Here is a 25512-nt window from a genome sequence, read left to right as displayed (position 1 = left end):
GGGTGTGAAACTTGAAATCAATATCGGAAGCGATGAAAGACTTTCCAGAACGGGATACCATTCAAAAACAGCTGGCTACATATAAGAGGGAAGTCCTCACGAATCCTGAGTGGAAGGCTTTTTATCGAGCCCACTCTGAAATAACGGATCAAATGATCGACCGAAGCTTGCCTAAGTTATTAGAATATGTTGATGGGAGAAAGAATTGTGAGGGTTGCACAAGCTTGGCTACCTGTCAAAATATGATTAATGGTTATGAGCCTGAATTATTCATTAACGGGAAAACGATTGATATTAGATATAACCGCTGCCGGACTAGAATTGCCTCCGATGAGTTTAAAAAAGTACAGTCATTAATTAAAAGTTATTCCATCCCTAAAGAAATTCTTTCGGCTACCTTTGAACAATTTGAACAGGATGGCCGTGACCGCTTTAATGCCCTTAGACTTGCTGGTGACTTTATAAAATCAATGGAAAATGAATCAGATGGTTTTAAAGGACTTTATTTTTACGGTGATTTTGGTGTGGGGAAGACATTTTTGATGGGAGCGATTGCCAATGCTCTTGCGAAGAAAAAAGTTCAAACGATGCTCGTTTATACACCAGATTTCTTCCGAGAAATGAAAACTTCTATAGGTGACCAAACTGTGGACGAAAAACTCGAAGTCATTAAAACAGCTCGAGTCTTAGTTTTGGATGATATTGGAGCTGAGTCAATGTCTAGTTGGGTAAGAGACGAGGTGCTTGGTTCGATTTTACAATATCGGATGATGGAGCAATTGCCAACCCTTTATACTTCTAATTACGATTATGATGAGCTTGAAGAGCACATGTCGTATTCACAAAAGGGTGGAGTTGAGCAGTTAAAGGCAAAACGAATTATGGAACGGATTAAGCATTATACGACGCCTGTTTATATAGGCGGTAAGAATCGCCGCGAACGTTAAGGGTAGTTAAACTGAATAATCTTCCTTGACCTTCATATATTGTAGCAATGAGGGTTATACAAGGAGGATTAATGTTGGTAACCATTTTTTTTGAGGATGAACATGAAGGATTATATTTGTATATGCAATTGAAAAATTTACTTGGCAATAAGAATTTTGCACGTTCAAATTCAATCTACATTCAATTTACGGAATCCAATGCATTGGAAATTGGCATAAAAAAGGATGATCCTATTTCTGATATGGTCAAACCCTCCATTTTACGTCTGATTGCGCGTCATATTATAGAAACAAATGAAGATGACTGGGTCATACACAATTTGGAGCAAAACTTTTACTATACGGATGAAGATGAACAACAGCAAATTCTAACGATTGTTCAAACTTTACTTGATGGGGAAAATAGGGATATCCCAGAAATACTGAATTTCCCTTCAAGAGAGGAAGTAATCATTGAATCTCTTAATGACTTCTTCATGAATCAAATAATGTTTTCCTATGAATCCTTTCTTCAATTTCGGTTAAAGCAATATCATGAACAACTCTCCAAGTATATAGAATGTGCTATTGATGAGTACAAACTTGAACAGGAATATCAGGAGTTTGTTCATATGCTTCGCCAGCTTATAAAAGAAAAGGCATCGTTGTTTTCAGTGGTACACCTTGTTCACCAGGGTGAAGATTACAGATTACTTAATGAACATTACTATGAGTTAACAAAAGCTGACATTAAACACTTAATCAGCTTTAATGACTATGCAAAAACGTTTTCGATAGCTTCGGAATTATTAAAACTTTTAATAAACCTTGCTCCGGGTAAACTTTTTTTGTACACTAAGGATGAAGATGCATCAATGAATCAGACTATTTTGAACGTATTTCAGGAACGGGTTCAAATTCTGCCATACTCAAATTTTGAAGTGCAAAAAGGGTTTGGTAAAAATGGTCGATCAATAGGTCTTGATTTTCCTGGTTAAACTCCATATAATACTACATAAATCATTTGCTATATCGAAAAGTTACGAAGAGGACTTGAGATCTTTTAAACGGGTTGCCAGAGAGAAGAGCCATCGGCTGAAAGCTTTTCACTACGTAAGAGACCTTACCACCTCTGAACTTCAACGGTGAAATCGAAGTATCCGTTGACGGCCATTGCCCGTTAATCAACCTTAAGTGTCGGCTTGTAACGTCTGTTACATCCGGAACGAGGGTGGAACCGCGAGTACAACACTCGTCCCTTTTCTAGGGATGGGTGTTTTTTATTTGCTTAGAGAACGAATAAAATTTAATTGCATAGATGTAATGTCTAGCTGCAGCGCCCAGGTGCTCGAGGTCGCTTCGATTCTTCCACAAACACAAAAAGCGTGTTATGTTGCAGAATCTCCAGCGCTTTTCGCACCTGAACAGGGCGCTTCCGCTTTTCTAATATACAGGAGGGTGGCTGCTTATGTCACAAGTAAAGATTACATTTCCAGATGGCACAGTTAAAGAATTTAAACAAGGAGTAACAACAGAGGATATAGCAGCTTCAATTAGTCCTGGTTTGAAGAAGAAGGCAATTGCCGGTAAGCTGGGTGATCAACTTATCGATTTGCGACATCCGATCGAGCGGGACGGAACGATAACAATTGTAACTCCAGATACTAAAGACGGGCTGGAAATGATTCGTCATAGTTCAGCTCACTTGATGGCGCAGGCGATTAAGCGGATCTTTTCCAATGAAAAGATCAAGCTTGGTGTTGGACCCGTAATTGAAAATGGGTTTTATTATGATATCGATATGGAGCATCGTCTAACGGAAGAGGATTTTCCAAAAATCGAAAAGGAAATGAAACGAATCGTCGATGAAAACTATGAAATTCAACGTGAAGAAGTGAGCCGAGAGGAAGCGATTCGCCGATATGAAAAGCTTGGCGATGAGCTGAAGATAGAATTGATAGAAGCAATTCCGGAGGGAGAAATGATCACTTTTTATCATCAAGGTGAATTTTCAGACCTTTGTCGCGGCCCTCATGTTCCACAAACGAGTAAGCTGAACGTATTCAAGTTAATGAACCTTTCCGGAGCATACTGGCGTGGGGATAGTGATAACCAAATGTTGCAGCGTGTATATGGTACCGCTTTTAACAAAAAGACGGAGCTAGATGAACACCTGCATTTCCTAAAAGAGGCGAAAGAGAGGGACCATCGTAAGCTTGGAAAAGAATTAGGGCTATTCATGTTTTCTGAGGAAGCCCCCGGAATGCCGTTTTATTTACCAAAAGGCCAGATTATTCGAAATGAACTGGAGGCTTTTTCTCGAGAATTGCAACAAAGCTACGGTTACGATGAGGTTCGTACACCATTAATGATGAATCAACGCTTGTGGGAAAAATCTGGTCACTGGGATCACTACAGGGAAAACATGTATTTTACAGATGTAGACGATATAACGTTTGCGTTAAAACCGATGAACTGTCCAGGACATATGCTGATTTATAAGGATACACTTCATTCCTATCGCGACCTCCCAATCCGGATGGCTGAATTTGGACAAGTTCACCGTCACGAGTACAGCGGTGCGTTAAATGGGATGATACGTGTTCGTACATTCTGTCAAGATGATGCACACATTTTTGTAACTTCAGATCAGATTGAAGATGAGATTAAAGATGTCATTCGATTAATCGATCACATTTATTCGACATTCGGCTTCGATTATTCCATTGAACTTTCCACACGTCCGGAAGATTCTATGGGTAATGATAATTTATGGAGTAAGGCGGAGGGTGCTCTTGAAAATGTCCTCACCGACCTCGATCTTGACTTTAAAATCAATGAGGGAGATGGTGCATTTTACGGCCCGAAAATTGACTTCCATATACACGATGCTTTAAAACGTAGTCACCAATGTGCAACCATTCAATTAGACTTTCAAATGCCAGAGAAGTTTGACCTTTCGTATATTGATGAACGAAATGAGAAAGTAAGACCTGTCATTATTCACCGTGCGATTTTCGGGTCAATCGATCGCTTTTTCGGCATACTCGTTGAACATTTTGCGGGTGCTTTCCCAACATGGCTCGCACCAATTCAAGCTAAAGTGCTACCTGTTTCTTCCGTACATGAGGATTATGCTGCAACAATTAACGCTCAGCTAAAAGGCCTCGGGATTCGTACCGAGTTCGATACTAGAGAAGAAAAACTCGGGTACAAAATACGGGAAGCACAAATGCAAAAAGTCCCTTATATGATCGTTGTCGGGGATGATGAGGTGAACTCAGGTACAATCAATGTAAGAAAATATAGTGAAAATGAATCAACAAAAGTCTCAATTAATCAATTAAAACAGTCTTTACAACAAGAAATACAAGATAGAAACTTACAATAGGAGTGTAAAAATATGCCGCAAGTTAAAATAACATTTCCCGATGGAACAGTAAAAGAGTTTGAACAAGGAGTAACAACTGAGGACATAGCAGCATCGATCAGTCCTGGATTAAAGAAGAAAGCAATTGCAGGTAAATTAGATGACGAGTTAATTGATTTACGTCGTCCTATTAAACAGGATGGAACAATTAATATTGTAACTCCAGATACAGAGGAAGGGCTGGAAATAATCCGTCATAGTTCAGCTCACTTGATGGCACAGGCGATTAAGCGCGTCTTTTCAGATGAAAAGATCAAGCTTGGTGTCGGTCCCGTAATCGAAAATGGGTTTTATTATGATATCGATATGGAGCATCGTTTGACGGAAGAGGATTTTCCGAAAATCGAAAAAGAAATGAAACGAATCGTTGATGAAAATCATGAAATCCAGCGTGAAGAAGTAAACCGTGAGGAAGCGGTCCGCCGTTACGAAGAGATTGGCGATGAGCTGAAGGTGGAATTGATTGAAGCGATTCCAGAGGGAGAAAAGATCACCTTTTATCATCAAGGTGAATTTTCAGATCTTTGCCGCGGCCCTCATGTTCCACAAACAAGTAAGCTGAAAGTGTTCAAGCTGATGAACCTTTCCGGGGCTTATTGGCGTGGGGATAGTGACAACCAAATGCTACAGCGTGTCTATGGTACCGCTTTTAATAAAAAGTCGGAACTAGAAGAGTACTTACATTACCTTGAGGAGGCAAAAGAACGAGATCACCGTAAACTTGGCAAGGAGCTTGATATTTTTACTGTTTCCCAAAAAGTCGGTCAAGGACTTCCTATCTGGCTTCCAAAGGGTGCGACAATTCGTCGTGTTATAGAGCGGTATATTGTTGATACGGAGATCAAGTTAGGATATGACCACGTTTATACCCCTCATCTTGGAAGTGTAGAATTATATAAAACTTCCGGACACTGGGATCATTATAAAGATGATATGTATCCTGCGATTGAAATGGATAATGAACAGCTTGTATTGAGACCGATGAATTGTCCACACCATATGATGATTTATAAAAATTCGATGCATAGCTATCGTGATTTACCTGTACGCATAGCCGAGCTCGGAACTATGCATCGTCATGAGATGTCGGGTGCCCTTGCTGGACTACAGCGTGTTCGATCGATGACCTTAAATGATGCACATATTTTTGTACGACCGGATCAGTTAAAAGATGAGTTTATCAGGGTTGTTCAGCTCGTACAAAAGGTGTACAAGGACTTTGGAATTGATGACTATAAATTCCGTTTATCATACCGAGATCCTGAGGACAAAGAAAAATATGTTGATAACGACGAGATGTGGGAAAAGGCACAAGCACTCTTAAAAGAAACGATGGAAGATATGGACCTGAATTATGTAGAGGCGGAAGGAGAAGCTGCTTTTTATGGTCCGAAGTTGGATGTCCAGGTTAAAACAGCACTTGGAAAAGAAGAGACGCTTTCTACTGTACAGCTCGATTTCCACTTGCCTGAGCGGTTTGATCTTACTTATAAAGGAAGTGACGGTCAAGGTCACCGCCCTGTTGTCATTCACCGTGGTGTCGTTTCGACGATGGAACGATTTGTTGCCTTCTTAATAGAGGAATACAAAGGAGCCCTTCCTACATGGCTTGCACCTGTTCAAGTTAAGGTTATTCCTGTTTCATCGGTGCATATGGATTATGCGTATAAAGTTCACGAAGACCTTAAAGCGAATGGGATCCGTGTAGAGGTTGATTCCCGTGAAGAAAAGATTGGGTATAAGATTCGTGAGGCGCAGATGATGAAAACTCCATATATGCTGGTTGTAGGTGATCAAGAGATTGAGAGCAACTCCGTCAATGTCAGAAAATATGGTGAACAGAACTCAGAAACGGTGCCGTTTGAAGGCTTTAAAGAAGGTTTACTAAACGAGATTGAACGAAGCTGATTTAAAGGACGTGTTCAAAAGAAGATAAAAGAGCCGTTATATATGAAGTTCAACTAAATTCGTAACCCATGCGCAGGAGATAGCTGAAAATAGTTATCTCCTTTTAAATTCCCCCTTGATTTTCAGAAGAAGGTCAGGTAAGCTATATTAGGTTGAATAAAAGCACACATGTAATTGCTTGACATCAGTGTGTCATCAATGATATGATTTTAAGGTGATAATTGAATAATCTTGTGAAAAAGCAGAAGCACCCGCTTCTCACCTTATTGACGCACATGAGAGTGCAGTTGTCAGGTAAATGATCTAGAGATCGATTCAAAGTCGATTCGTCAATCAGTGTGGGTGTTGTGTGCGCCGACGCTTTTTTATACGTTCTGAGGGTATATATACTTTCAAATATACGTTTTACAAGAGACCTTTAATGTAAAATCTTATGGAGGTGGCTCATTATTAGTAAGGACATGATGGTCAACGACGGTATTCGCGCTCGCGAAGTTCGCCTAATTGGTGCCAATGGAGATCAAGTTGGCGTAATAACTCGTCAAGAAGCACTTGAAATTGCACAAAATGCTAACCTTGATCTTGTTCTTGTTGCTGCAAACGCTAAACCGCCAGTATGCCGAATTATGGACTACGGTAAGTTTCGTTACGAGCAACAAAAGAAAGAAAAGGAAGCGCGGAAGAATCAAAAGATCATTACGACGAAGGAAGTTCGTCTAAGCCCGAATATCGAGGAACACGATTTCAACACAAAGTTACGTAATGCTAGAAAATTCCTTGAAAAAGGCGACAAATTGAAAGCGTCTATCCGTTTTCGCGGTCGTGCGATTACTCACTCTGAATTAGGACGTGCAGTACTCATGCGAATGGCAAAGGAATGTGAGGATCTTGGAACGATAGAATCCAGACCTAAGATGGAAGGCCGAAGTATGTTTTTAATTCTTGCTCCAATTAATGAAAAGTAAGAGGAAGTTCATCTATTTAATGTAGTGAACTAGTATCAAAAAGGAGGAAAACTCACTATGCCTAAAATGAAAACTCATAAAGGAACTGCAAAACGATTCAAAAAGACCGGGACTGGTAAATTGAAACGTTCACATGCATTCACTAGTCACATGTTCCGTAATAAGTCGCAAAAGCAAAAGCGTAAGCTTCGCAAATCTGCCATTGTGTCTAGCGGAGACTACAAGCGTATTAAAGACATGATCTAACACGAAATAAACAGATAAATTATAGGAGGGATTACAATGCCAAGAGTAAAAGGTGGCTATGTAACACGTCGTCGTCGTAAACGCGTCTTAAAACTTGCAAAAGGTTATTATGGTGCGAAACATAAATTATTTAAAGTTGCTCAGCAACAAGTATTTAAATCACTACGTTATGCTTATCGTGACCGTCGTCAAAAGAAGCGTGATTTCCGTAAACTATGGATTACACGTATTAACGCGGCAGCTCGTATAAACGGTATTTCTTATAGCCGTTTAATGCATGGCTTGAAGCAAGCTGGTATCGATGTAAACCGTAAAATGCTTGCTGATCTAGCTGTAAATGATGAAAAAGGATTTGCTGAGCTTGCAAGCAAAGCAAAAGATAGCTTAAAAGCATAAATAAAAACCGGGTCGACTCTGTTTAATGAGAGTCACCCTTTTTTAATGGATAAATTACTGCTACAGAGTTGATTAAGGTCATTGTGACTATACAATCACCATGACTCCGATTAAAAATGAAGGAGAACGATAACCAATGACGATAATTACTGCCCTGCTTGCTGTTCTGAATATATATGGATTAGCCCTTATGTACATAGATAAACAAAAGGCAAAAAAACAAAAATGGAGAATCTCAGAAGCCCATTTGTGGCTGGTATCGATCTTCGGAGGAGCATTTGGCGTATTAATTGGGATGTACATGTATCGACATAAAACAAAACACCTTTCATTTCGTTTGGGTGTACCCTTCATAATCCTTGTACATATTTCTCTTTATACATGCTACATTCTCAATGTGGTCTAGTGTCGTAGTTTCTCGCATAAAATAGGGAACGGGGGGGATGAAGGTGGAACAGCATGTCATGCAACTCATCCATTTGATCGGCGAAAGTGGTGTATTGGCCCCGGTATTATTTATTTTTCTCCACATTTTAAGACAATTTTTGTTTATTCCTGTCGGCTTTATTTGTATTCTCGGTGGGGTAATATTCGGTGTCGTGTTTGGAACCATTTATTCATTGATCGGGGTAACCCTAGTTAGTCTTTACTTTTATGGACTCGTTAAATCATTACCTAAATCGTACAAAAAGGTTATTACACTTAAAGAGAAATGGCTTGGAAGACGATCTACTCTTTCACTTGGACAAATTACGATCCTAAGACTCGTACCATTTCTACATTTTCATCTGATATCACTATGTTTAATTGAAATTGCAAGAAATTTTAAGGAATATACAAAGTTTTCACTTTTCACGAATGTTCCGCTTGCGATTGTCTATACATCTCTCGGAAATTGGTTGAATCAATTGTCTATTCAATGGATGATGGCAATCCTTTTGACGTTAGGAATTCTTTTTTATGTGCTCCGCCGTAAAGAAATGGTTATTAAATGGCATGACTTTTTTGCAAATGCAAGTTAATTTTTAATGGAGGAAATTGGCTAACGGAGACGGTAGGCTCACTTATGGAGGTGAAGCTTCCTTTCTATCCGTTAGTCTTTTTCTTTTTTACACGTTACTAAGGCGATCATCTGCGGGGCCTTTAGTTGTTCAAATGTTATACTGTAGGTAACATTTCGGAAGGGGTTACATAAATGAAGCTGAATCTAAAACCATTTTACAACATGCAGGACGAGCTTGACCGACGAATTGAACGAGAACATGCTCTTGAGGAAAAGGATCTTTTTACAGAAAAAATCCTAGCCTTACTTGTGGAGGTTGGTGAGCTTGCAAATGAAACGCGCTGTTTTAAGTTTTGGAGTTCTAAACCACCTTCAAGCAAAGAAGTTATTCTTGAAGAATTCGTTGATGGTTTACATTTTGTGTTGTCGATTGGGATAACAAAGGGTTATAAGCTGCCTGCAACTATAACAATTAAAGACGAACAATATGATGGACTTATACAAGCCTTTTTAGACGTTTATAACGATATTCAGCTATTAGAAAAGGATCACGATGTCAATAAATTTGTTCAATTAATGGAAGACTACTTAGTGATCGGGCGAATTCTGGGATTTACTGCTGAAGATGTGGAAAATGCTTATCTTTTCAAAAACGAGGTGAATCATTCGCGACAGGATCAAGGCTATTAACGCATCACGATAGAACATCAGGAGGTATTGTATGAAAAAGCTGGATGAAACGTTATCGATGTTAAAAGAGTTAACGGATGCGAGAGGGATTTCAGGGGAAGAAGCGGAGCCTCGTGAGGTAATGAAAACATACATTGAACCATTTGCCGACGAGATCTTTTATGATAATTTAGGAAGCATTATTGCCAAGAAAAAAGGATCAGCAGATGGTCCGAAAATAATGATAGCAGGACATCTAGATGAAGTCGGTTTTATGGTTACACGGATCGACGATAAAGGTTTTCTAAGGTTTCAGCCAGTCGGTGGTTGGTGGGGTCAGGTCTTATTGGCCCAGCGTGTTACGATTATGACGAAAAGCGGAAACGTAACAGGTATTATTGGATCAAAGCCTCCACATATTTTGTCACCTGAAGCACGCAAGAAGCCAGTTCCCATCAAAGACATGTATATTGATATCGGTGCGAGTGACCGTGATGAAGCTATGAAAACCGGTGTTCATCCAGGTGACTCCGTTGTACCCTATTTTGAATTTACAGTCATGAGTAATCCAAAAATGCTGCTAGCAAAAGCATTCGATAATCGGGTTGGCTGCGCAATTGTTATCGATGCGTTTAGACAGCTTAAAGATGGTCACCACCCGAATACGATTTATGGAGTAGGTACTGTACAAGAAGAAGTTGGTCTTAGAGGGGCGAAGACAGCAGCACACCTCATTGAACCTGATATTGCATTTGCTATCGATACGGGGATTCCTGGGGATACACCTGGGGTAACAGATCGAGATGCAATTTCAAGCTTGGGGGAGGGGCCACAAATTATACTGTATGATGCACGAACGTTAGCACATAGAGGGTTACGTGAATACGTACTGAATGTAGCTGAGAAAAAGAAAATCCCTTACCAGTTAGACACGACCGCTGGTGGTGGAACCGACGCGGGAACCATTCATATTAGTCATGCTGGAGTACCAGCCCTTTCTATTACAATTGCAACACGTTATCTTCATACGCACGCTTCAATGATACACAGGGATGACTATGAAAATGCAGTAACGTTAGTTGTTGAGATTATTAGGGGACTGGATGAAAAAACAGTCAAAGATTTAATTAAACCATAAGGAGAGGGGCTGCACAAAAGGTTAAATAAACCTTGAACAGCCCCTTCCTTATTCTGTAAAGATAAGAAAGTATAAAATTTTACTGCATTGATGTAATGTCTAGCTCCAGCGCCCAACCCCTTGATCACTTCAGTCCTCCTGCGGCGGCAACACACTGAAGTACTCCATGTATATTCCCACGCAGGACCGAACTTGTTTGGGCCGAGCCTCCTCGTTGGCCTTCCAGTGACCTTCGGGGCTAAACAGAGCGCTTGCGCTTTTCTAAAATTATTGAAGCCCAGATGATAACGTTTCTAACATTTCATCTTTTTCTTGTTCGTCTGAATGTTGCCAGATAACCTCAAATAAAACACCAAGACCAGGAAGCATTTTTTCCTCCCCGCTTTGGATCGCTTCTAATATCGTACTCTCAAGCTGTTCACGATTGTTACCAGAAACATTTGCTAAGATTGCTTTTCTTAAGTTCAAATCCAACTTAATCACCTCATTTGTCATGATTTTGGTAAGTTATAAATATAGTGTTTGCAGTTCTTATAGTATTCATCAGATAAAATTGGATTATGTATGGAATTCACGTATAATAACAATGTTTAGAACGGACGGTCAAATACACGTAAAAGGATTGAAATGAATGAATCGGATTACCTCTCCAAAAAATGGTCGAGTAAAGGAATGGAAAAAGTTAAACAGTAAAAAGGGTAGAGAAAAAGCGAATGCTTATCTTATAGAAGGGCCACACCTTGTTGAAGAAGCGTTGTTGCATCATGCAGCTATCTCGAATTTAATCACTGATGAATCGTTTCGGATTCCTACGAACTGGCACACGGGGGATATTACAACATGGGTAGTTACGAGCTCGGTTATTAAAGAGCTGTCTGATACTGAATCTCCTCAAGGGGTAATTGCTATTGTCGAGATTGAAAAGAAACCTTTTGAGATCAACCCGCAAGGAACTTATCTTTTAATCGATGGTATTCAGGATCCTGGAAACCTTGGAACCATAATCCGAACGGCCGACAGTGCTGGTGTTGATGGTATCATTCTAGGTCCTGGGACAGTTGATTTACATAACAGTAAAGTGTTGCGATCGACACAAGGATCATTATTTCATATTGCGGTAATCACAGATCAGCTAGAGAAGTGGATCGATCGCTTTCAACGTGAGGATGTGATTGTTTACGGAACTTCATTACAAGGAGGAGTTCCATATACAAATGAAAACATTCCACATGGTTTTGCATTATTATTAGGGAACGAAGCAAACGGGGTAACGACTGAATTACTTAAGAAAACAAACAAAAACTTATTTGTACCGATTTATGGCAAAGCAGAATCCCTTAATGTAGCCGTAGCTGCAGGAATTCTTTTATATGGATTAAAGCAAAATTAGTTATGGCAATAGTTGCAGGAACCAAGTTGAATCTTATATAATAACTACAAGAGAAGGTAAATTCCATTTAAATTCAACTAAATATAGTAAAAATAACGATGAAGGAAAGTAGTACATTATTAATAGCCATTGAGGGAGAGTGTGTCTAAGACTGGAAGCACACTTATGGTTAATATAATGGAATTCACTCTGGAGTTGCCTTTCGAACACTGGTCGGCTTTTAGGCGATGGGCTAAGATTGTGCCGGGAAACCGTTAGAAGAATGAAGTGATTGACCAAGTACGTTTGGTCTTTAAATAGGGTGGTAACGCGAATCTTCGTCCCTTTATGGGAGGAAGGTTTTTTTATTTGCACTTAATTTTAAATGGAAAGTCCATAAAGGAGGAAACGACTATGCAGGACCGTTTAATCACACTGCAAACCGAAGCAATTGAAAAAATCGAGCACGCTTCATCGCTAAAAGAATTACAGGATATTCGTGTCCAGTATTTAGGTAAAAAAGGACCTATAACTGAAGTTTTAAGAGGAATGGGGCAGCTTCCGGCAGATGAACGTCCAAAAATGGGGCAACTAGCAAATGATGTCCGTGAGGCAATTACTTCGAAACTTGATGAAAACATAAAAAAATTAGAAAGAGCGAAACTCGATGAGCAGCTTGCAAACGAAACGATTGATGTAACTTTACCAGGTCGACCTATTCGTAAAGGGAATGCACATCCATTGACGGCAGTAATCGAAGAGATTGAGGACTTGTTTATCGGTATGGGATTTTCGGTTGCGGAAGGGCCAGAAGTTGAAACAGATTATTATAACTTTGAAGCACTAAACTTACCGAAAAATCACCCGGCAAGAGATATGCAGGATTCCTTTTTTATTACTGAGGACTTTCTATTAAGAACACAAACCTCACCTGTACAAGCAAGAACGATGGAAAGACATAAAGGTAAGGGACCAGTGAAAATCATTAGTCCCGGTAAGGTTTACCGACGTGACACCGATGATGCCACACACTCTCATCAATTTATGCAAATTGAAGGCCTAATGGTTGATGAAAATGTACGAATGAGTGATTTAAAGGGGATATTAACAACTTTTGCTCAAAAGTTGTTTGGAGAAGAGCGGGAAATTCGTCTTCGCCCAAGCTTTTTCCCATTTACTGAACCTTCCGTAGAAGTGGATGTTTCATGTTTTAAGTGTAACGGGAAAGGGTGCCCGATCTGTAAGCGTACGGGCTGGATCGAAATCCTCGGGGCAGGAATGGTCCATCCGAATGTTCTTGAAATGGCTGGTTTTGATCCCAAAGTATACACTGGTTTTGCATTTGGAATGGGCCCGGAACGGATTGCGATGTTGAAATATGGCATTGAGGATATTCGTCATTTCTATGCGAATGACCTTCGTTTCTTACAACAATTTAACCGTTCATAAGTACCGGATCAATCGTTATCGTTATTCATTCGGTGATTTACTGAACATCTTCATAAAAGGAGTGGAAAAAATGCTAGTATCCTATAACTGGCTCAAACAATATGTTGATTTAGAAGGTGTAGACCCACATGAACTCGCAGACCTTATGACTAAAGGCGGGATTGAAGTAGAAGGGGTCCAAGCGCTAAATGAAGGAATAAATGGTGTCCTAGTCGGCTATGTCGAAACGTGTGAGCAGCACCCAAACGCAGACAAGCTTAATCTATGTAAAGTGAATATTGGAGATGCTGAACCAGCTCAGATTATTTGTGGTGCACCGAACGTAGCTGCAGGTCAAAAGGTTGCTGTTGCTACAATAGGGGCAGTTCTCCCAGGTAATTTTAAAATAAAAAAAGCCAAGCTAAGAGGAGAAGCATCTCAAGGAATGATTTGTTCACTCGAAGAGCTTGGTGTTGATCCGAAAATGGTTCCGAAAGAGTTCGCAGATGGAATTTACGTTCTTTCTGATGAAGCAATTGTCGGAAGCGATGCACTTGGTTATTTGAACTTAGATGACCACATATTAGAATTAGGGTTAACTCCAAACCGAGCAGATTGCTTGAATATGATCGGTGTAGCCTATGAAGTAGCAGCGGTATTGGATAGAAAGGTTTATTTTCAAAAGCCTGAATTCAAAGAACAAAGCGAAACGGCTGCTGATTATATTTCAGTAAATGTCGAAAATCAAGAAGATAATCCATACTATAGTGCGAAAGTGATTCGTAATATTCAAGTAAGACCTTCGCCAACGTGGCTACAAAACCGTTTAATTTCTTCTGGAATTCGACCGATTAATAATATAGTCGATATTACGAACTACGTTTTGATCGAATACGGACAACCGTTGCATGCCTTTGATTATGATCAATTTGGCTCAAAAGAGATTTTAGTTCGTCGAGCAAAAGATGGAGAACAAATGGTGACCCTTGATGATCAAAAGAGAACATTGAAGGGTGAACACCTAGTAATAACGAATGGAAACGTTCCAGTCGCTGTCGCTGGTGTAATGGGTGGAGCTGATTCTGAAGTTACTGATAAGACAACGGCGATCTTACTTGAAGCAGCTTATTTTAATCCTTCTATTGTCCGTCTTGCATCAAAGGACTTAGGACTCCGAAGTGAATCCTCTACCAGATTTGAAAAAGGACTAGATCGAAATCGTGTGTATGAAGCTGCAAATCGTGCCGCGCAGTTAATGGTGGAGCTAGCAGGTGGAGAAGTACTTGAAGGAATTGTGGAATCCGGTGGTCGATATGTTGATTGTGAAGAAGTATCTGTAAGCGTCAGTCGAGCAAATAAAGTGCTTGGAACGACTATAAAAACAGAGGAAGTTCAATTATTCTTCAAACGTTTAGACTTTAACTATGATCTTGAAGAGGATCTTTTCAACGTAGAAGTCCCAACGAGACGCCCAGATATTACACTTGAAGAGGATTTGATTGAAGAAATTGGTAGAATTTATGGTTATGATGCTATTCCGACAACGCTTCCTGACGGCTCTACCACTCAAGGATCGTTAACAACTGCTCAGAAAAAAAGAAGGAAAGTCCGTCGTTACTTTGAGAGCACAGGTCTATTCCAAGCGGTCACGTATTCGTTGACAACAGCAGGAAAGGCAAATCGTTATCACGGGCTTGAAACAGATGAAGAACCAAGTTTTGTTTCGGTTTCAATGCCGATGAGTGAAGAACGTACTGTATTACGTAGAACACTTATCCCACAACTTCTTGAGGTTGTTCAATACAATCAAAATCGCCAAATGAATGATGTAGCCGTTTATGAAGTGGGTTCAACCTACCTTGCAAAGAATTCCGAATTGCAGGAACTTCCAAATGAACATCAAAAGTTAGCAGGGGCATTATCTGGTTTATGGCAGACACATCCATGGCAAAGTGAAAAGAAAGTTGTTGACTTTTATGTTGTAAAAGGCATACTTGACGGATTGTTTGCTTTATTAGGTTTAGAAAATCGAATCGAATTTGAACAGGCGAAGCGTAAAGGGTTTCATCCAGGCCGAACAGCAATAATTCTCCTAGATGGGAAACAAATCGGTGTTGTGGGTCAGCTTCATCCTGGTGATCAAAAGGAATGGGATATTAAAGAAACGTTTATATTCGAACTCGAGCTTGATCTTTTATTCAATGCAGAAGTGAATCCTGTATTCTTTGAGCCACTACCAAGATATCCATCGATCACGCGAGATATTGCACTGGTCCTTGATCAGGATATCCAAGCTGGAGATGTAAAAAACGGGATTAAAGCTGCTGGCGGTAAACTGTTAAAGAGTGTATCGATCTTTGACCTTTATGAAGGGGAACGAATGGAAGAAGGAAAAAAATCGGTTGCCTATTCATTAACCTATTTTGATCCGGAACGAACGCTAACGGATGAAGATGTTACGAAGGTACATTCGAAAGTACTTGACTATGTAAAAGATAAGTTTAAGGCAGAAATGCGCGGATAATCGAGAAAAGGTTATTCTGTAGATACTTCATAACTAAAAAAGCATGTGAATTCGTAACGAAATTCACATGCTTTTTACTTTTTAGTATTTTCAGGTTGAGGCTTTCTGAAAAAAAGCTTCGTGTGCCCTACTTGGATCTGCAAACCATTGGGCAACTTTATCTGCTTTCGTTTGATCCTGTGCACCCTCTAATAACGTTTGAACCACATGCTGTGGAAGTGCCTGGGTCATCGCATTTGTCCATTCCGTTACTTCTTTTACAAAAGGTTTTGTTCGATTCCAATATGTCTCTCCAAGTTGTGTATCCCATCTGGAATGCTTATATTGAATCAAACTCTCGTATAATTGTTCTGCGCAATAAGAAGAAAGGTTACATCCCTGACCGGTGATAGGGTCATTAAGGAAAACACTATCGCCACAACCAATTACTAGCTTATTTTTAAAGGTTACGTAAGGTTTTCTAATGACTGGATTAATGGCAACTTGAAGGAAACCTTGGTCATCAGATAGGGCGAAACCTTTTTTATCGATGCGTTCGTGGATGTCGGGAAAATACTTATGCGTTACACTTTTTATTTGATCCGTAAACTCATTTGCGTGCTTTATTCCTTTAAATAAATCTAAATCTCTACCCGGTATTGCCATGATGAACAGTATCGTAACCGGGCCGTGTTCTGTGATAGCAGGTATTTCGAACATTTCACCTACTTCAGGAAGAACCGTCACGCTTACACCAACAGGATTATTTGGCTTTATCCCTACAAAATACCCAACAATACATTTTCGTTGTGGTACTTGAAAAGGAGACAGCTCCTCTTCAATTGGAAAAGGAAGAAGAGGTCCCGATTTTCCTGTACAATCAATTACTAAATCAAACTTGTCTATCACTCTTTCTAACTCCTCTTTATCTACCTTAAGGAGACGGAAAGAGACTCCTTTACTTTCAAGATCTTTCATGCAATGTGAAAAGTAGAGGCGCTGGTCAACAGACAATGCGGGCTCGTCCAACAGTCCCACAAATAATTTTTGATCTCCAATCGTAATATGGATGCTCCTAATAGGATCATTATCTTCCCATTTCGGCATATTAAAACGGTTTTCGCGTGTAATTGTTGAGCCGAAATGTACTTGAGTAGACATTACCCGCCCATTTCGGATCTCATCCGGTGAGCTTGAGTGAATAACAGTAACATCAAATTCTTCCTTGAGAGCGTAAGCTAGGTGTAGACCTGTTGTGCCACTGCCAATGATACATATTTGCTTTTTCAAAATTCTCGCCCCTTTAGTTTTTTAGTAGCCAAGTCGATGAGAGATTATGTGCTAGCTTTTCTCATTTTATTTAGAAAGAAGTGTAATGTAAATGAGACGAATTAATTAATTTAATAATAGAGGTTGTTCAAAAGTCCGGAGGCTAACAGGATGTTAGTCAGTTCGACGTTATCACAGGACGTGATGGGTTTAGTCGAACTTCTCGGCTCTTTTTATCCTCCTTTTGAACACGTACTAATAGAACACTGATTATAAATCCTTACTTAGGTCTTCCGATTAGCCCATAAAAGAAAAGGTGGACGAGCCTTTCCTCTGAGATAGAAACCCGCCCCTTCGATAAATGGAGCATTTCCTTTTGGTACATGGAAAAATAGAAAAGAAGGTCAGAAATTTTTATATCTGGTTCCATATAGCCCAGCTCTCTACCCAGTTCCATCAATTTAGAGAAAAAAGGGATCAGTCGCTGCTTTTGAAACTCCTCTACCATTTCCGTAAACGCATTGTCTTCGATGTTCTGTTTTAAACAGGCATTCATTAAACCGAGAATCTCGTTTTCTTTAATCATAATGGCTTTAATTATTTCTGGGAATGGTACGTTCTTTGTTAAAAAAATTTCGTACTCGGTTATTGCTTTCTCCATGTAATCTTTCATTATGTCTATCAAGAGTGCCTCTTTACTTCCGAAGTAGTTATAGATGCTTACTTGGGATACTTCGGCCATATGTGCAATGTCTGTTATCGAGACCTTTTCTAACTCTGTTAATAACTTAAGTGCAGCATGGCGTATTTGTGATTTTTTAATTTCCTTTCTCTGTTCAAATCCGTTCAAAGGACTTCACCTCTCTATATGAGGTTGTTCAAAAAGTCCGGGAAAAATAGCTGTCGAACTTCTTCGTTGTTCGATCTCTCCGGTCCTCACGTATTAATAGCATACGTTCTGGTCCTCGAGATTTTCACGCCTTGAACTTCTCGGCTCTTTTTGTCCTCCTTTTTGAACACGCACTATATACAATAACACTTTTGAAATATTTAGCCACATTTATTTCAAAACTTCTGGTGTATTCGATTTCAAAAGCATATAATAATTATGAAATAAAATCAATTTTACATTTCAAAATTTTTATTTCAGAGGGAGATGAATTGTATGAAGCTATATCAATCTCAAGGAAAATCTATCCCTCAGCGTTTGGTGTTATTTATCTTACAAACAGTCATACTCGCTATAGCAGGATGGCTTCTCTTTGGGGGAGAAAAAATGTTGCTTAACTGGTGGGGGTGGAATTTTGGACAAGGAAATGAACCTCGTCAAATCGTGTTATTTTGTCTCTTCGTTATTGTTTATTTCAGAATGATATTCACGATATTTTATTTGTTAAAACGATCGATTTCATGGGAGGAGGCGATTAGTATCCCTATTGCTTTTGGGTTGTATTACATTGGCTTTTCTCTATTCAGCCTAAGCACAGGAGCCCCTCTGTCAATCTCGGATATCTTTTTTATTTTGGTGTTTTTAATAGGGTCTTGGATGAATACGGCTTCGGAATGGGGAAGAGACCGTTGGAAAAAGAACCCAGATAACAAAGGTAAACTATACATGGAAGGATTATTCTACTATTCAATGCACATTAACTATTTCGGAGATGTGTTATGGGTAACCGCGCTAGCGTTGGTGACTCGGCAACCGTGGGCCTTGTTGATACCTATACTTCTGATTTGCCTATTTGTTTTTTATAATATACCGGTTCTAGATAGATATTTGGAAAATAAATACGGTAAGGCTTTTATCGTATATAAAAAGTCGACGAAGAAGTTGATCCCCTTTATTTATTAGATGATATTTATATTGACTACGCAACGATTTTAACGGGTATCGGTTGTTGTGGTAGTAATACGAAACGAGCCTGAAAATGAAATACAAGCTCGTTTTTTATAAAGGCTGTTTTCGAACAGATCGGTATTTAAAGTTTAATAAACTTCTTCCTTGCTCTACGATGGCATTAATAAATTTAGAACCATAACCTATACCAGTAAGAGTAGGTTTCATCTGAACGCCAACTATTATTATTTTCTTCTTTTTTCAGCTAGTATCAATGCTTTTTTTGTGTTTGCAAAATGCGCCTTCGTAATTTGTTCCAAATCTCCTATTCCATGCTTCAGGATAATTTTAGCGGCTGCTTCATCAACATGAGATCCAGCCCCTTTTGGAATCGTTACTCCTGTTTTCTCTGATATTTCATCCATCTTTTTTAAGAAAGCATAGCGAGCAATAATGGAGGCAGCAGCAACCGACAAGTGAAGACTTTCTGCTTTTGTTTCAAAGAAGTAGGGGATTTCTGTATTGGCACTGCTTTTTGTATGACGGAAATAAACGCCAGGCTCACAAAATTGGTCGATTAATACACCTTCTAAATTTGAATCATCTGGAAGTTTTTTCATCACATTATCGATTGCTTGATGGTGAAGCATCGCCTTCATTTTACCTTGCGTCGCTCCTTTGCTTTGTAATTGATTGTATTTCTCGTTATGTAATACCATTAGACTATACGGAATTACTCGAAGTAAATCCTTAGCAATCTTAATAATTTGTGGATCTTTTAACATTTTCGAATCTTTGACACCCAGTTCCTTTACAAGCGCCATATTTTCTTTTGAAACATAAGCAGCAACCACCGTTATCGGACCGAAAAAATCACCGGTTCCGACTTCGTCAGATCCAATAATTGACATTGAAGTAATCGTTTCTGGTGGTAGATGATTATGGGTTTTACGCTTTCGCTTTTCGATAACTGGTTTGTTTTTGATCACATCTTTACTCCATTTAGCTGATTCTTGTTCTGCTGCAGCCCCCTGAAAGAGAACTTTACCAGAACGATATGCTGTAATGGTGCATCCACTTACCTTTGCAACAAATTGTCCCCCTTGTGGAACCTTATCTTGTAGGAAGGCTTTATATTCACTTTGAAGCTGTGAAAGTTGTTCTTTTGAAAGCTTTAGTACTGCATGTGCCATTATTTACCTCTTTCTTTTTCGATTTATTTATACGACTATTATGTTGAAATTGTATATTTATTGAAACATGTGAACAGGATGGATATACTCCTTATTATAATGAACTTCCATGTTCTTTTCAGCAATTTATCATCTGAAATGAGTTGTGATCTTTTCGGAATTAATTGTACAGGCTAAGATATGTAAAATGAACAGGCTCTTTGTTCCCATTCGATCAGGTTCATGTTAAGATATAGATTAGGTATTTATGAGTTAGGAGGCTTTTGGGTGTCTAACGTTAATAACAAAAAGCGAACAACTGTACATATATATGGGCAGCATTATACAATAATCGGTGCTGAAGGACCTGCTCATGTCCATAAAGTTGCATCAATTGTTGATGATAAAATGAGAGAGATACGTCAACAGAGTAATAGTCTTGATGCGAAGCAGTTAGCGGTCCTGACAGCTGTTAATATCGTAGATGATTATTTAAAATTACAAGAACGGGTCAAACAATTAGAGAATAAGAAAGAGGATTAAGGATGGTTGATTTAATACTTATTGTTGTTTTGATTGTGGGTTTTTTGATTGGGCTTAAAAGGGGATTAGTTCTTCAACTTGTACATCTTACAGGTTTCATAGCTTCATTCATTATTGCATATTTGTACTTTGATGAGTTGGCACCACGTTTACGCTTATGGATACCCTATCCAACGGTTCCAGAAGGTAGTTTATCTATGTTTATGAATTCTGGATTTTTGGAGGATGCATACTATCGAGCGATTGCTTTCGCGATGCTCTTTTTTGGAATGAAAATTCTTCTGCATATACTAGGTTCGATGTTGGACTTTCTTGCAGACTTGCCAATACTCCGAACAGTAAACGGCTGGCTTGGCGGTGTGTTAGGTTTTGTGGAAGTCTATCTTGTGATTTTCCTGTTCCTTTATATTGCTGCACTCGTTCCAATGACTTCTGTTCAAAGTGCAATGGAGGGGTCTCTTATAGCGAAGGCAATGGTCGAACATACTCCCGTCTTTTCAGAAAAAATTCGTGAAATTTGGATCGCTGAAATAAATACAAAAGTGTGATCTGAAGGGATAAGGGGATACTTATCCTTTTTCACGTTTATACCTACATGGAGGAAGTACATATGAACAAGAAACAAATCATTAAAATCCTTGAGCAAATTGCTCTTTACTTAGAGATAAAAGGTGAAAATAGCTTTAAGGTTTCAGCGTATCGTCGAGCTGCTCAAGCGCTCGAGAGTGACTCAAGAACGATTGATGAAATCGGTGATATTTCACAATTGAAAGGGATTGGTAAGGCTACGCTGTCTGTGATAGAGGAAGTTATGGAAACGGGTCAATCTTCTCTGCTGATTGATTTGAAGGAAGAATTACCAAATGGCTTACTTGCTCTATTGAACCTACAAGGACTTGGTGGTAAAAAAATCGCGAAGCTCTATCATGACCTTAATGTGACTGATCTCCAATCGCTGAAAGAAGCTTGTGAACAAAATAAAGTTCAAGCACTTCAAGGATTCGGTAATAAAACAGAAGAGAAAATTTTAGCATCGATTGAAGAATTCGGCTCTAGACCTGAGCGGCTTCCAATTGCGATGATGCTGCCAGTAGCCGAAGTGATAGAAGCCCAACTAGCAAATATAGATCAAATTGACCAATTTTCTCGAGCGGGTAGCCTAAGAAGGTTAAGTGAAACAATCAAGGATATTGATTTTATTATAAGCACAAAGTCTCCCGAACAGGTTGCAGAATCACTTATGCAACTAGAGAATGTTACGGATAGTATAGCGGCCGGGACAACGAAGGTATCTCTAGTTGTAACCTACGACTATGATATTTCAGTAGACTTCCGACTAGTAAAACCGGACGAGTTTGCAACAACTCTTCATCATTTTACTGGGTCGAAAGAACATAATGTTAAACTTCGCCAGATCGCGAAACAGCGTTCTGAAAAAATTAGTGAGTATGGGGTTGAAAAAACCGAGACGGGGGAAGTTAAAACCTTTGGGAATGAAGGGGACTTTTTCGCCCATTTTGGTCTAAATTATATACCACCACAGCTGCGTTCGGGCCAAGAAGAGCTTGATCGATTTCAACAAACAGTGGCGATTCTTCAAAGGCATGATATTCAGAGTGATCTCCATATGCATACGACATGGAGCGACGGAGCAAACTCGATTGAAGAAATGGCAGGAGCGGCTAGAGGAATGGGGTATTCCTACGTTGTTATTACCGATCACTCGCAGTTCCTTCGGGTGGCAAATGGGTTAACCCCTGAGCAAATTCGAAATCAGCGCAAGGAAATTGAGCGTGTAAATGAAAAGTGGGATGATTTTACGATCCTTTCTGGTATTGAAATGGACATTTTACCAGATGGCTCACTCGATTATGAAGATTCATTGTTAGCGGAACTGGATTTTGTAATCGCATCCATCCATTCGTCCTTTTCACAGGATGAAGCAACTATAATGAAACGGCTAGATGCAGCACTGAATAATCCACATGTCGATATGATTGCTCATCCAACGGGCCGGTTGTTAGGTAGGCGTAAGGGTTATGCTGTCAATATTGAGAAACTAATTGATAAAGCGGCTGAAACGAAAACAGCTCTTGAATTAAATGCCAATCCAAATCGACTTGATCTTGCCCCAGAATGGTTGGAAATAGCACAAAACAAAGGTGTCAAGATCGCCATTAATACAGATGCCCATGTCCGGGATACGTTAGATCATATGGATATAGGAGTTGGGGTTGCACAAAAAGCGTTTCTAAAAAAAGAAAACGTCATAAATACCTATAATCTCAAAGACTTTCGTGCCTTTCTAGCACGTGGTCAGTAATTTTCAATAAATACAGGAGGCTATACTCGTGAACGAACGGATTCTAAGAGTTTTAGAATACACGAAGATAAAAGAGCAACTACTAGGACATGTCTCCTCATCATTGGGTAAGGAAAAAATCAATAAACTTGTACCGTGGACAACAATAGAAGATGTAAAGCATCAACAAAATAGCACAGACGAAGGTGTTCAAGTATTACGATTAAAAGGACATGTACCACTTGGAGGAATTCGTGACATACGGTCTTCGATTAAGCGATCGGAAATTGGTGGAATCCTTAATCCAGAAGAACTGGTGGACATTTCAACGACAATCTATGGTGGCCGCCGATTCAAACGATTTATTGAAGGACTTCTTGAGGATGAGATCGACCTTCCAATACTAGCGAATTTTACCGGTCAAATCGTTCCATTGACAGATCTTGAGCAAGAAATCAACTTATGTATTGATGATAATGGGGCAGTTCTCGATTCTGCTAGTTCAACCTTAAAAACGATACGTCAGCAGCTTAGAAGCTTTGAAAGTAGAATTCGTGAAAAGCTTGAATCAATTATCCGATCATCGAAATCACAGAAGATGCTTTCTGATACAATCGTAACGATTCGAAACGATCGGTACGTAATTCCTGTAAAGCAAGAGTATCGCAGTTCTTTTGGTGGGATGATACATGATCAATCAGCGTCAGGAGCAACGCTATTTATTGAACCCCAATCTGTTGTGACGATTAATAATCAGTTAAAGGAAGCGAAAAATAAAGAGTACCAAGAGATACAACGAATACTACGTCAGTTAACGGAACGTGTAGCAGAAGATGCGGATATTTTATTACACAATGTAGAAGTATTAGCTGAAATAGACTTTATTTTTGCAAAAGCTCGATATAGTCATTCTATAAAGGCCACAAAACCATTGATCAATGATAACCAATACGTGAAGCTCAAGAAAGCCCGTCATCCGCTTATCCCAGCAGAAGAAGTTGTTCCAATTGATGTCGAATTGGGTGGAGACTATAATTCTCTTGTTATTACGGGTCCGAATACGGGTGGGAAAACCGTCACCTTAAAAACAATTGGTTTAATTGCTATAATGGCACAATCCGGAATTCAAATACCTGCGGAAGAGGAGTCTGAAGTTACTGTTTTCGAGTCCATCTTTGCCGATATTGGAGACGAACAATCGATTGAACAGAGTCTTAGCACCTTCTCTTCACATATGACCAACATCGTGCAGATTTTAGATCAAATCAACTTCAAATCCCTTGTCCTTTTTGATGAGCTTGGTGCTGGTACAGATCCAACTGAGGGAGCAGCGCTAGCGATATCAATACTTGACTATGTGTATGAAAGAGGCTCAAGAATCATTGCTACGACCCATTACAGCGAGCTAAAGGCATATGCTTATAACAGGGATGGGGTTATGAATGCTAGTGTCGAATTTGACGTTGAAACTTTAAGACCCACCTATCGTTTGTTAATAGGAGTTCCTGGAAGAAGTAATGCATTTGAGATATCAAGGCGCATTGGTTTAGGGGAAAAGGTAATAGAGGATGCAAAATCTCATATTAGTGAAGATAACAATAAGATTGATCTCATGATAGCCTCATTGGAAGATGCTCAAAAGCAAGCAGAGCTTGAACGTGTTAACGCTGCATCGATCAATGAGGAAGCAAAACAGTTGAAGAAAGACCTTGAGGACAGGCTTCAGGAATATGAACAAACGAAGAACAAACTCTATACAGAAGCTGAACAAGTAGCTCAAAACGCAATTGAAAAGGCTCGTAAAGAAGCAGATGAAATAATTAAAGAATTAAGACAATATCAAAAGGAACATGGAACCGTAAAAGAACATAAACTCATTGAGGCACAAAAACGCCTTGAAGATGCGGATCCTATGCTTACATCGAAATCAAAGTCGTCACTAGAACGAAAGAAGCCCATCACGCAAAATTTAAAACCTGGTGAAGAGGTTAAAGTACTTAGCGTCAATCAGAAAGGTCATATTATTGACAAAGTTAATGAGAAGGAATACCAAGTTCAAATTGGAATAATGAAGATGAACGTGAATGAAGATGATCTACAGCCTGTAAAAGCAGAAAAGAAGGCTCCTACAAAGCCGGTTATACGCGTTCATGGATCAACGATTACGAAAACCGAATTAGATTTAAGGGGCGAGCGATATGAAAATGCGATGCGGGCGGTCGATAAGTTTCTAGACGAATCATTACTTGCAGGATACCCTCAGGTTTCGGTCATTCATGGTAAAGGAACGGGTGCGCTCCGAAAAGGGGTACAATCGTTGTTAAAAGAACATCCGAATGTTAAGTCGACAAGAATGGGCGCTGCTGGTGAAGGAGGTAGTGGTGTTACAATCGTGGTACTCAAATAGA

At 39.4% G+C, this 25512-nt stretch carries 23 protein-coding genes and 2 other annotated features; of the genes, 19 read left to right on the top strand and 4 right to left on the bottom strand.

Features of this window, described 5'->3' with window-relative positions; all coding sequences use genetic code 11:
* Positions 1-11 precede the first annotated feature (11 nt).
* The 11 genes from dnaI to NON16_RS01655 all read left to right on the top strand — a co-directional run bounded on the left by dnaI (position 12) and on the right by NON16_RS01655 (position 10681).
* Positions 12-947, top strand: a complete 936-nt coding sequence (dnaI, locus tag NON16_RS01705) for a primosomal protein DnaI (protein WP_257346526.1) — start codon at positions 12-14, stop codon at positions 945-947.
* A gap of 71 nt (positions 948-1018) precedes the next feature.
* Positions 1019-1924, top strand: a complete 906-nt coding sequence (gene ytxC / locus NON16_RS01700; RefSeq protein WP_257346524.1) for a sporulation protein YtxC — start codon at positions 1019-1021, stop codon at positions 1922-1924.
* A gap of 464 nt (positions 1925-2388) precedes the next feature.
* Entirely contained in the window at positions 2389-4317 is a 1929-nt protein-coding gene (gene thrS / locus NON16_RS01695; protein WP_372508721.1) for a threonine--tRNA ligase, read from the top strand.
* 12 nt (positions 4318-4329) lie between these two features.
* Positions 4330-6264 (top strand): threonine--tRNA ligase, encoded by a 1935-nt coding sequence (gene thrS, locus NON16_RS01690; protein WP_257346520.1) that lies wholly within the window; start codon positions 4330-4332, stop codon positions 6262-6264.
* Between the two features lie 233 nt (positions 6265-6497).
* Positions 6498-6637, top strand: a sequence feature (ribosomal protein L20 leader region).
* Positions 6638-6725: 88 nt separating this feature from the next.
* Positions 6726-7229 (top strand): translation initiation factor IF-3, encoded by a 504-nt coding sequence (infC, locus tag NON16_RS01685; protein ID WP_257346518.1) that lies wholly within the window; start codon positions 6726-6728, stop codon positions 7227-7229.
* 57 nt (positions 7230-7286) lie between these two features.
* Positions 7287-7475, top strand: a complete 189-nt coding sequence (rpmI, locus tag NON16_RS01680) for a 50S ribosomal protein L35 (RefSeq protein WP_257346517.1) — start codon at positions 7287-7289, stop codon at positions 7473-7475.
* Positions 7476-7511: 36 nt separating this feature from the next.
* Complete coding sequence (gene rplT / locus NON16_RS01675) at positions 7512-7871, top strand: 50S ribosomal protein L20 (protein ID WP_257346515.1); 360 nt, start codon at positions 7512-7514, stop codon at positions 7869-7871.
* Positions 7872-8007: 136 nt separating this feature from the next.
* Complete coding sequence (locus NON16_RS01670; protein ID WP_257346513.1) at positions 8008-8277, top strand: DUF1294 domain-containing protein; 270 nt, start codon at positions 8008-8010, stop codon at positions 8275-8277.
* A 43-nt stretch (positions 8278-8320) separates the two neighbouring features.
* The gene (locus NON16_RS01665; RefSeq protein ID WP_257346511.1) at positions 8321-8893 is read left to right on the top strand and encodes a TVP38/TMEM64 family protein; all 573 of its coding nucleotides are present in this window, start codon (positions 8321-8323) and stop codon (positions 8891-8893) included.
* A gap of 173 nt (positions 8894-9066) precedes the next feature.
* Positions 9067-9564 carry a dUTP diphosphatase gene (locus tag NON16_RS01660; RefSeq protein WP_308216566.1) on the top strand — a complete coding sequence of 166 codons (498 nt, stop codon included), beginning with the start codon at positions 9067-9069 and terminating at the stop codon, positions 9562-9564.
* Between the two features lie 31 nt (positions 9565-9595).
* Positions 9596-10681, top strand: a complete 1086-nt coding sequence (locus NON16_RS01655) for a M42 family metallopeptidase (RefSeq protein ID WP_257346509.1) — start codon at positions 9596-9598, stop codon at positions 10679-10681.
* Positions 10682-10948: 267 nt separating this feature from the next.
* Here NON16_RS01655 and sspI read toward each other — a convergent pair whose 3' ends face one another.
* Positions 10949-11155: a small acid-soluble spore protein SspI gene (gene sspI, locus NON16_RS01650; protein ID WP_257346506.1), complete on the bottom strand. Its 207-nt coding sequence runs from the start codon at positions 11153-11155 to the stop codon at positions 10949-10951.
* A gap of 157 nt (positions 11156-11312) precedes the next feature.
* On the opposite strand from sspI, the gene NON16_RS01645 reads away from it, so the two are divergent.
* The 3 genes from NON16_RS01645 (at position 11313) to pheT (ending at position 16002) form a co-directional block, all read left to right on the top strand.
* Positions 11313-12071: a TrmH family RNA methyltransferase gene (locus NON16_RS01645; RefSeq protein WP_257346504.1), complete on the top strand. Its 759-nt coding sequence runs from the start codon at positions 11313-11315 to the stop codon at positions 12069-12071.
* A gap of 89 nt (positions 12072-12160) precedes the next feature.
* Positions 12161-12399 (top strand) — a binding site (T-box leader).
* A gap of 65 nt (positions 12400-12464) precedes the next feature.
* Positions 12465-13499 carry a phenylalanine--tRNA ligase subunit alpha gene (gene pheS / locus NON16_RS01640; protein WP_257346501.1) on the top strand — a complete coding sequence of 345 codons (1035 nt, stop codon included), beginning with the start codon at positions 12465-12467 and terminating at the stop codon, positions 13497-13499.
* Between the two features lie 70 nt (positions 13500-13569).
* On the top strand, positions 13570-16002 hold the full coding sequence (gene pheT, locus NON16_RS01635; protein WP_257346498.1) for a phenylalanine--tRNA ligase subunit beta: 2433 nt from the start codon (positions 13570-13572) through the stop codon (positions 16000-16002).
* 90 nt (positions 16003-16092) lie between these two features.
* Here pheT and NON16_RS01630 read toward each other — a convergent pair whose 3' ends face one another.
* Positions 16093-17271: a styrene monooxygenase/indole monooxygenase family protein gene (locus NON16_RS01630; protein WP_257346496.1), complete on the bottom strand. Its 1179-nt coding sequence runs from the start codon at positions 17269-17271 to the stop codon at positions 16093-16095.
* A gap of 259 nt (positions 17272-17530) precedes the next feature.
* Complete coding sequence (locus NON16_RS01625; protein WP_257346493.1) at positions 17531-18100, bottom strand: TetR/AcrR family transcriptional regulator; 570 nt, start codon at positions 18098-18100, stop codon at positions 17531-17533.
* Between the two features lie 315 nt (positions 18101-18415).
* Between NON16_RS01625 and NON16_RS01620 the strand changes: the two genes are divergently transcribed.
* Entirely contained in the window at positions 18416-19102 is a 687-nt protein-coding gene (locus tag NON16_RS01620; protein WP_257346490.1) for a DUF1295 domain-containing protein, read from the top strand.
* A 230-nt stretch (positions 19103-19332) separates the two neighbouring features.
* Here the strand turns inward: NON16_RS01620 and rnhC are convergent, their stop codons facing one another.
* A complete protein-coding gene (rnhC, locus tag NON16_RS01615; protein ID WP_257346489.1) occupies positions 19333-20280 on the bottom strand; it encodes a ribonuclease HIII in 948 nt (315 codons plus the stop codon).
* A 267-nt stretch (positions 20281-20547) separates the two neighbouring features.
* On the opposite strand from rnhC, the gene zapA reads away from it, so the two are divergent.
* The 4 genes from zapA to NON16_RS01595 all read left to right on the top strand — a co-directional run bounded on the left by zapA (position 20548) and on the right by NON16_RS01595 (position 25511).
* Positions 20548-20802 (top strand): cell division protein ZapA, encoded by a 255-nt coding sequence (gene zapA / locus NON16_RS01610; protein WP_257346487.1) that lies wholly within the window; start codon positions 20548-20550, stop codon positions 20800-20802.
* Between the two features lie 2 nt (positions 20803-20804).
* Entirely contained in the window at positions 20805-21350 is a 546-nt protein-coding gene (locus NON16_RS01605) for a CvpA family protein (protein ID WP_257346485.1), read from the top strand.
* A gap of 62 nt (positions 21351-21412) precedes the next feature.
* Entirely contained in the window at positions 21413-23125 is a 1713-nt protein-coding gene (polX, locus tag NON16_RS01600; protein ID WP_257346484.1) for a DNA polymerase/3'-5' exonuclease PolX, read from the top strand.
* 28 nt (positions 23126-23153) lie between these two features.
* Positions 23154-25511: an endonuclease MutS2 gene (locus tag NON16_RS01595; protein ID WP_257346482.1), complete on the top strand. Its 2358-nt coding sequence runs from the start codon at positions 23154-23156 to the stop codon at positions 25509-25511.
* Position 25512 lies beyond the last annotated feature (1 nt).

The sequence above is a fragment of the Pseudalkalibacillus decolorationis genome (genome assembly GCF_024609785.1).
Lineage (GTDB): Bacteria > Bacillota > Bacilli > Bacillales > Fictibacillaceae > Pseudalkalibacillus > Pseudalkalibacillus decolorationis.
This window is presented reverse-complemented; position numbering and strand designations above follow the sequence as displayed.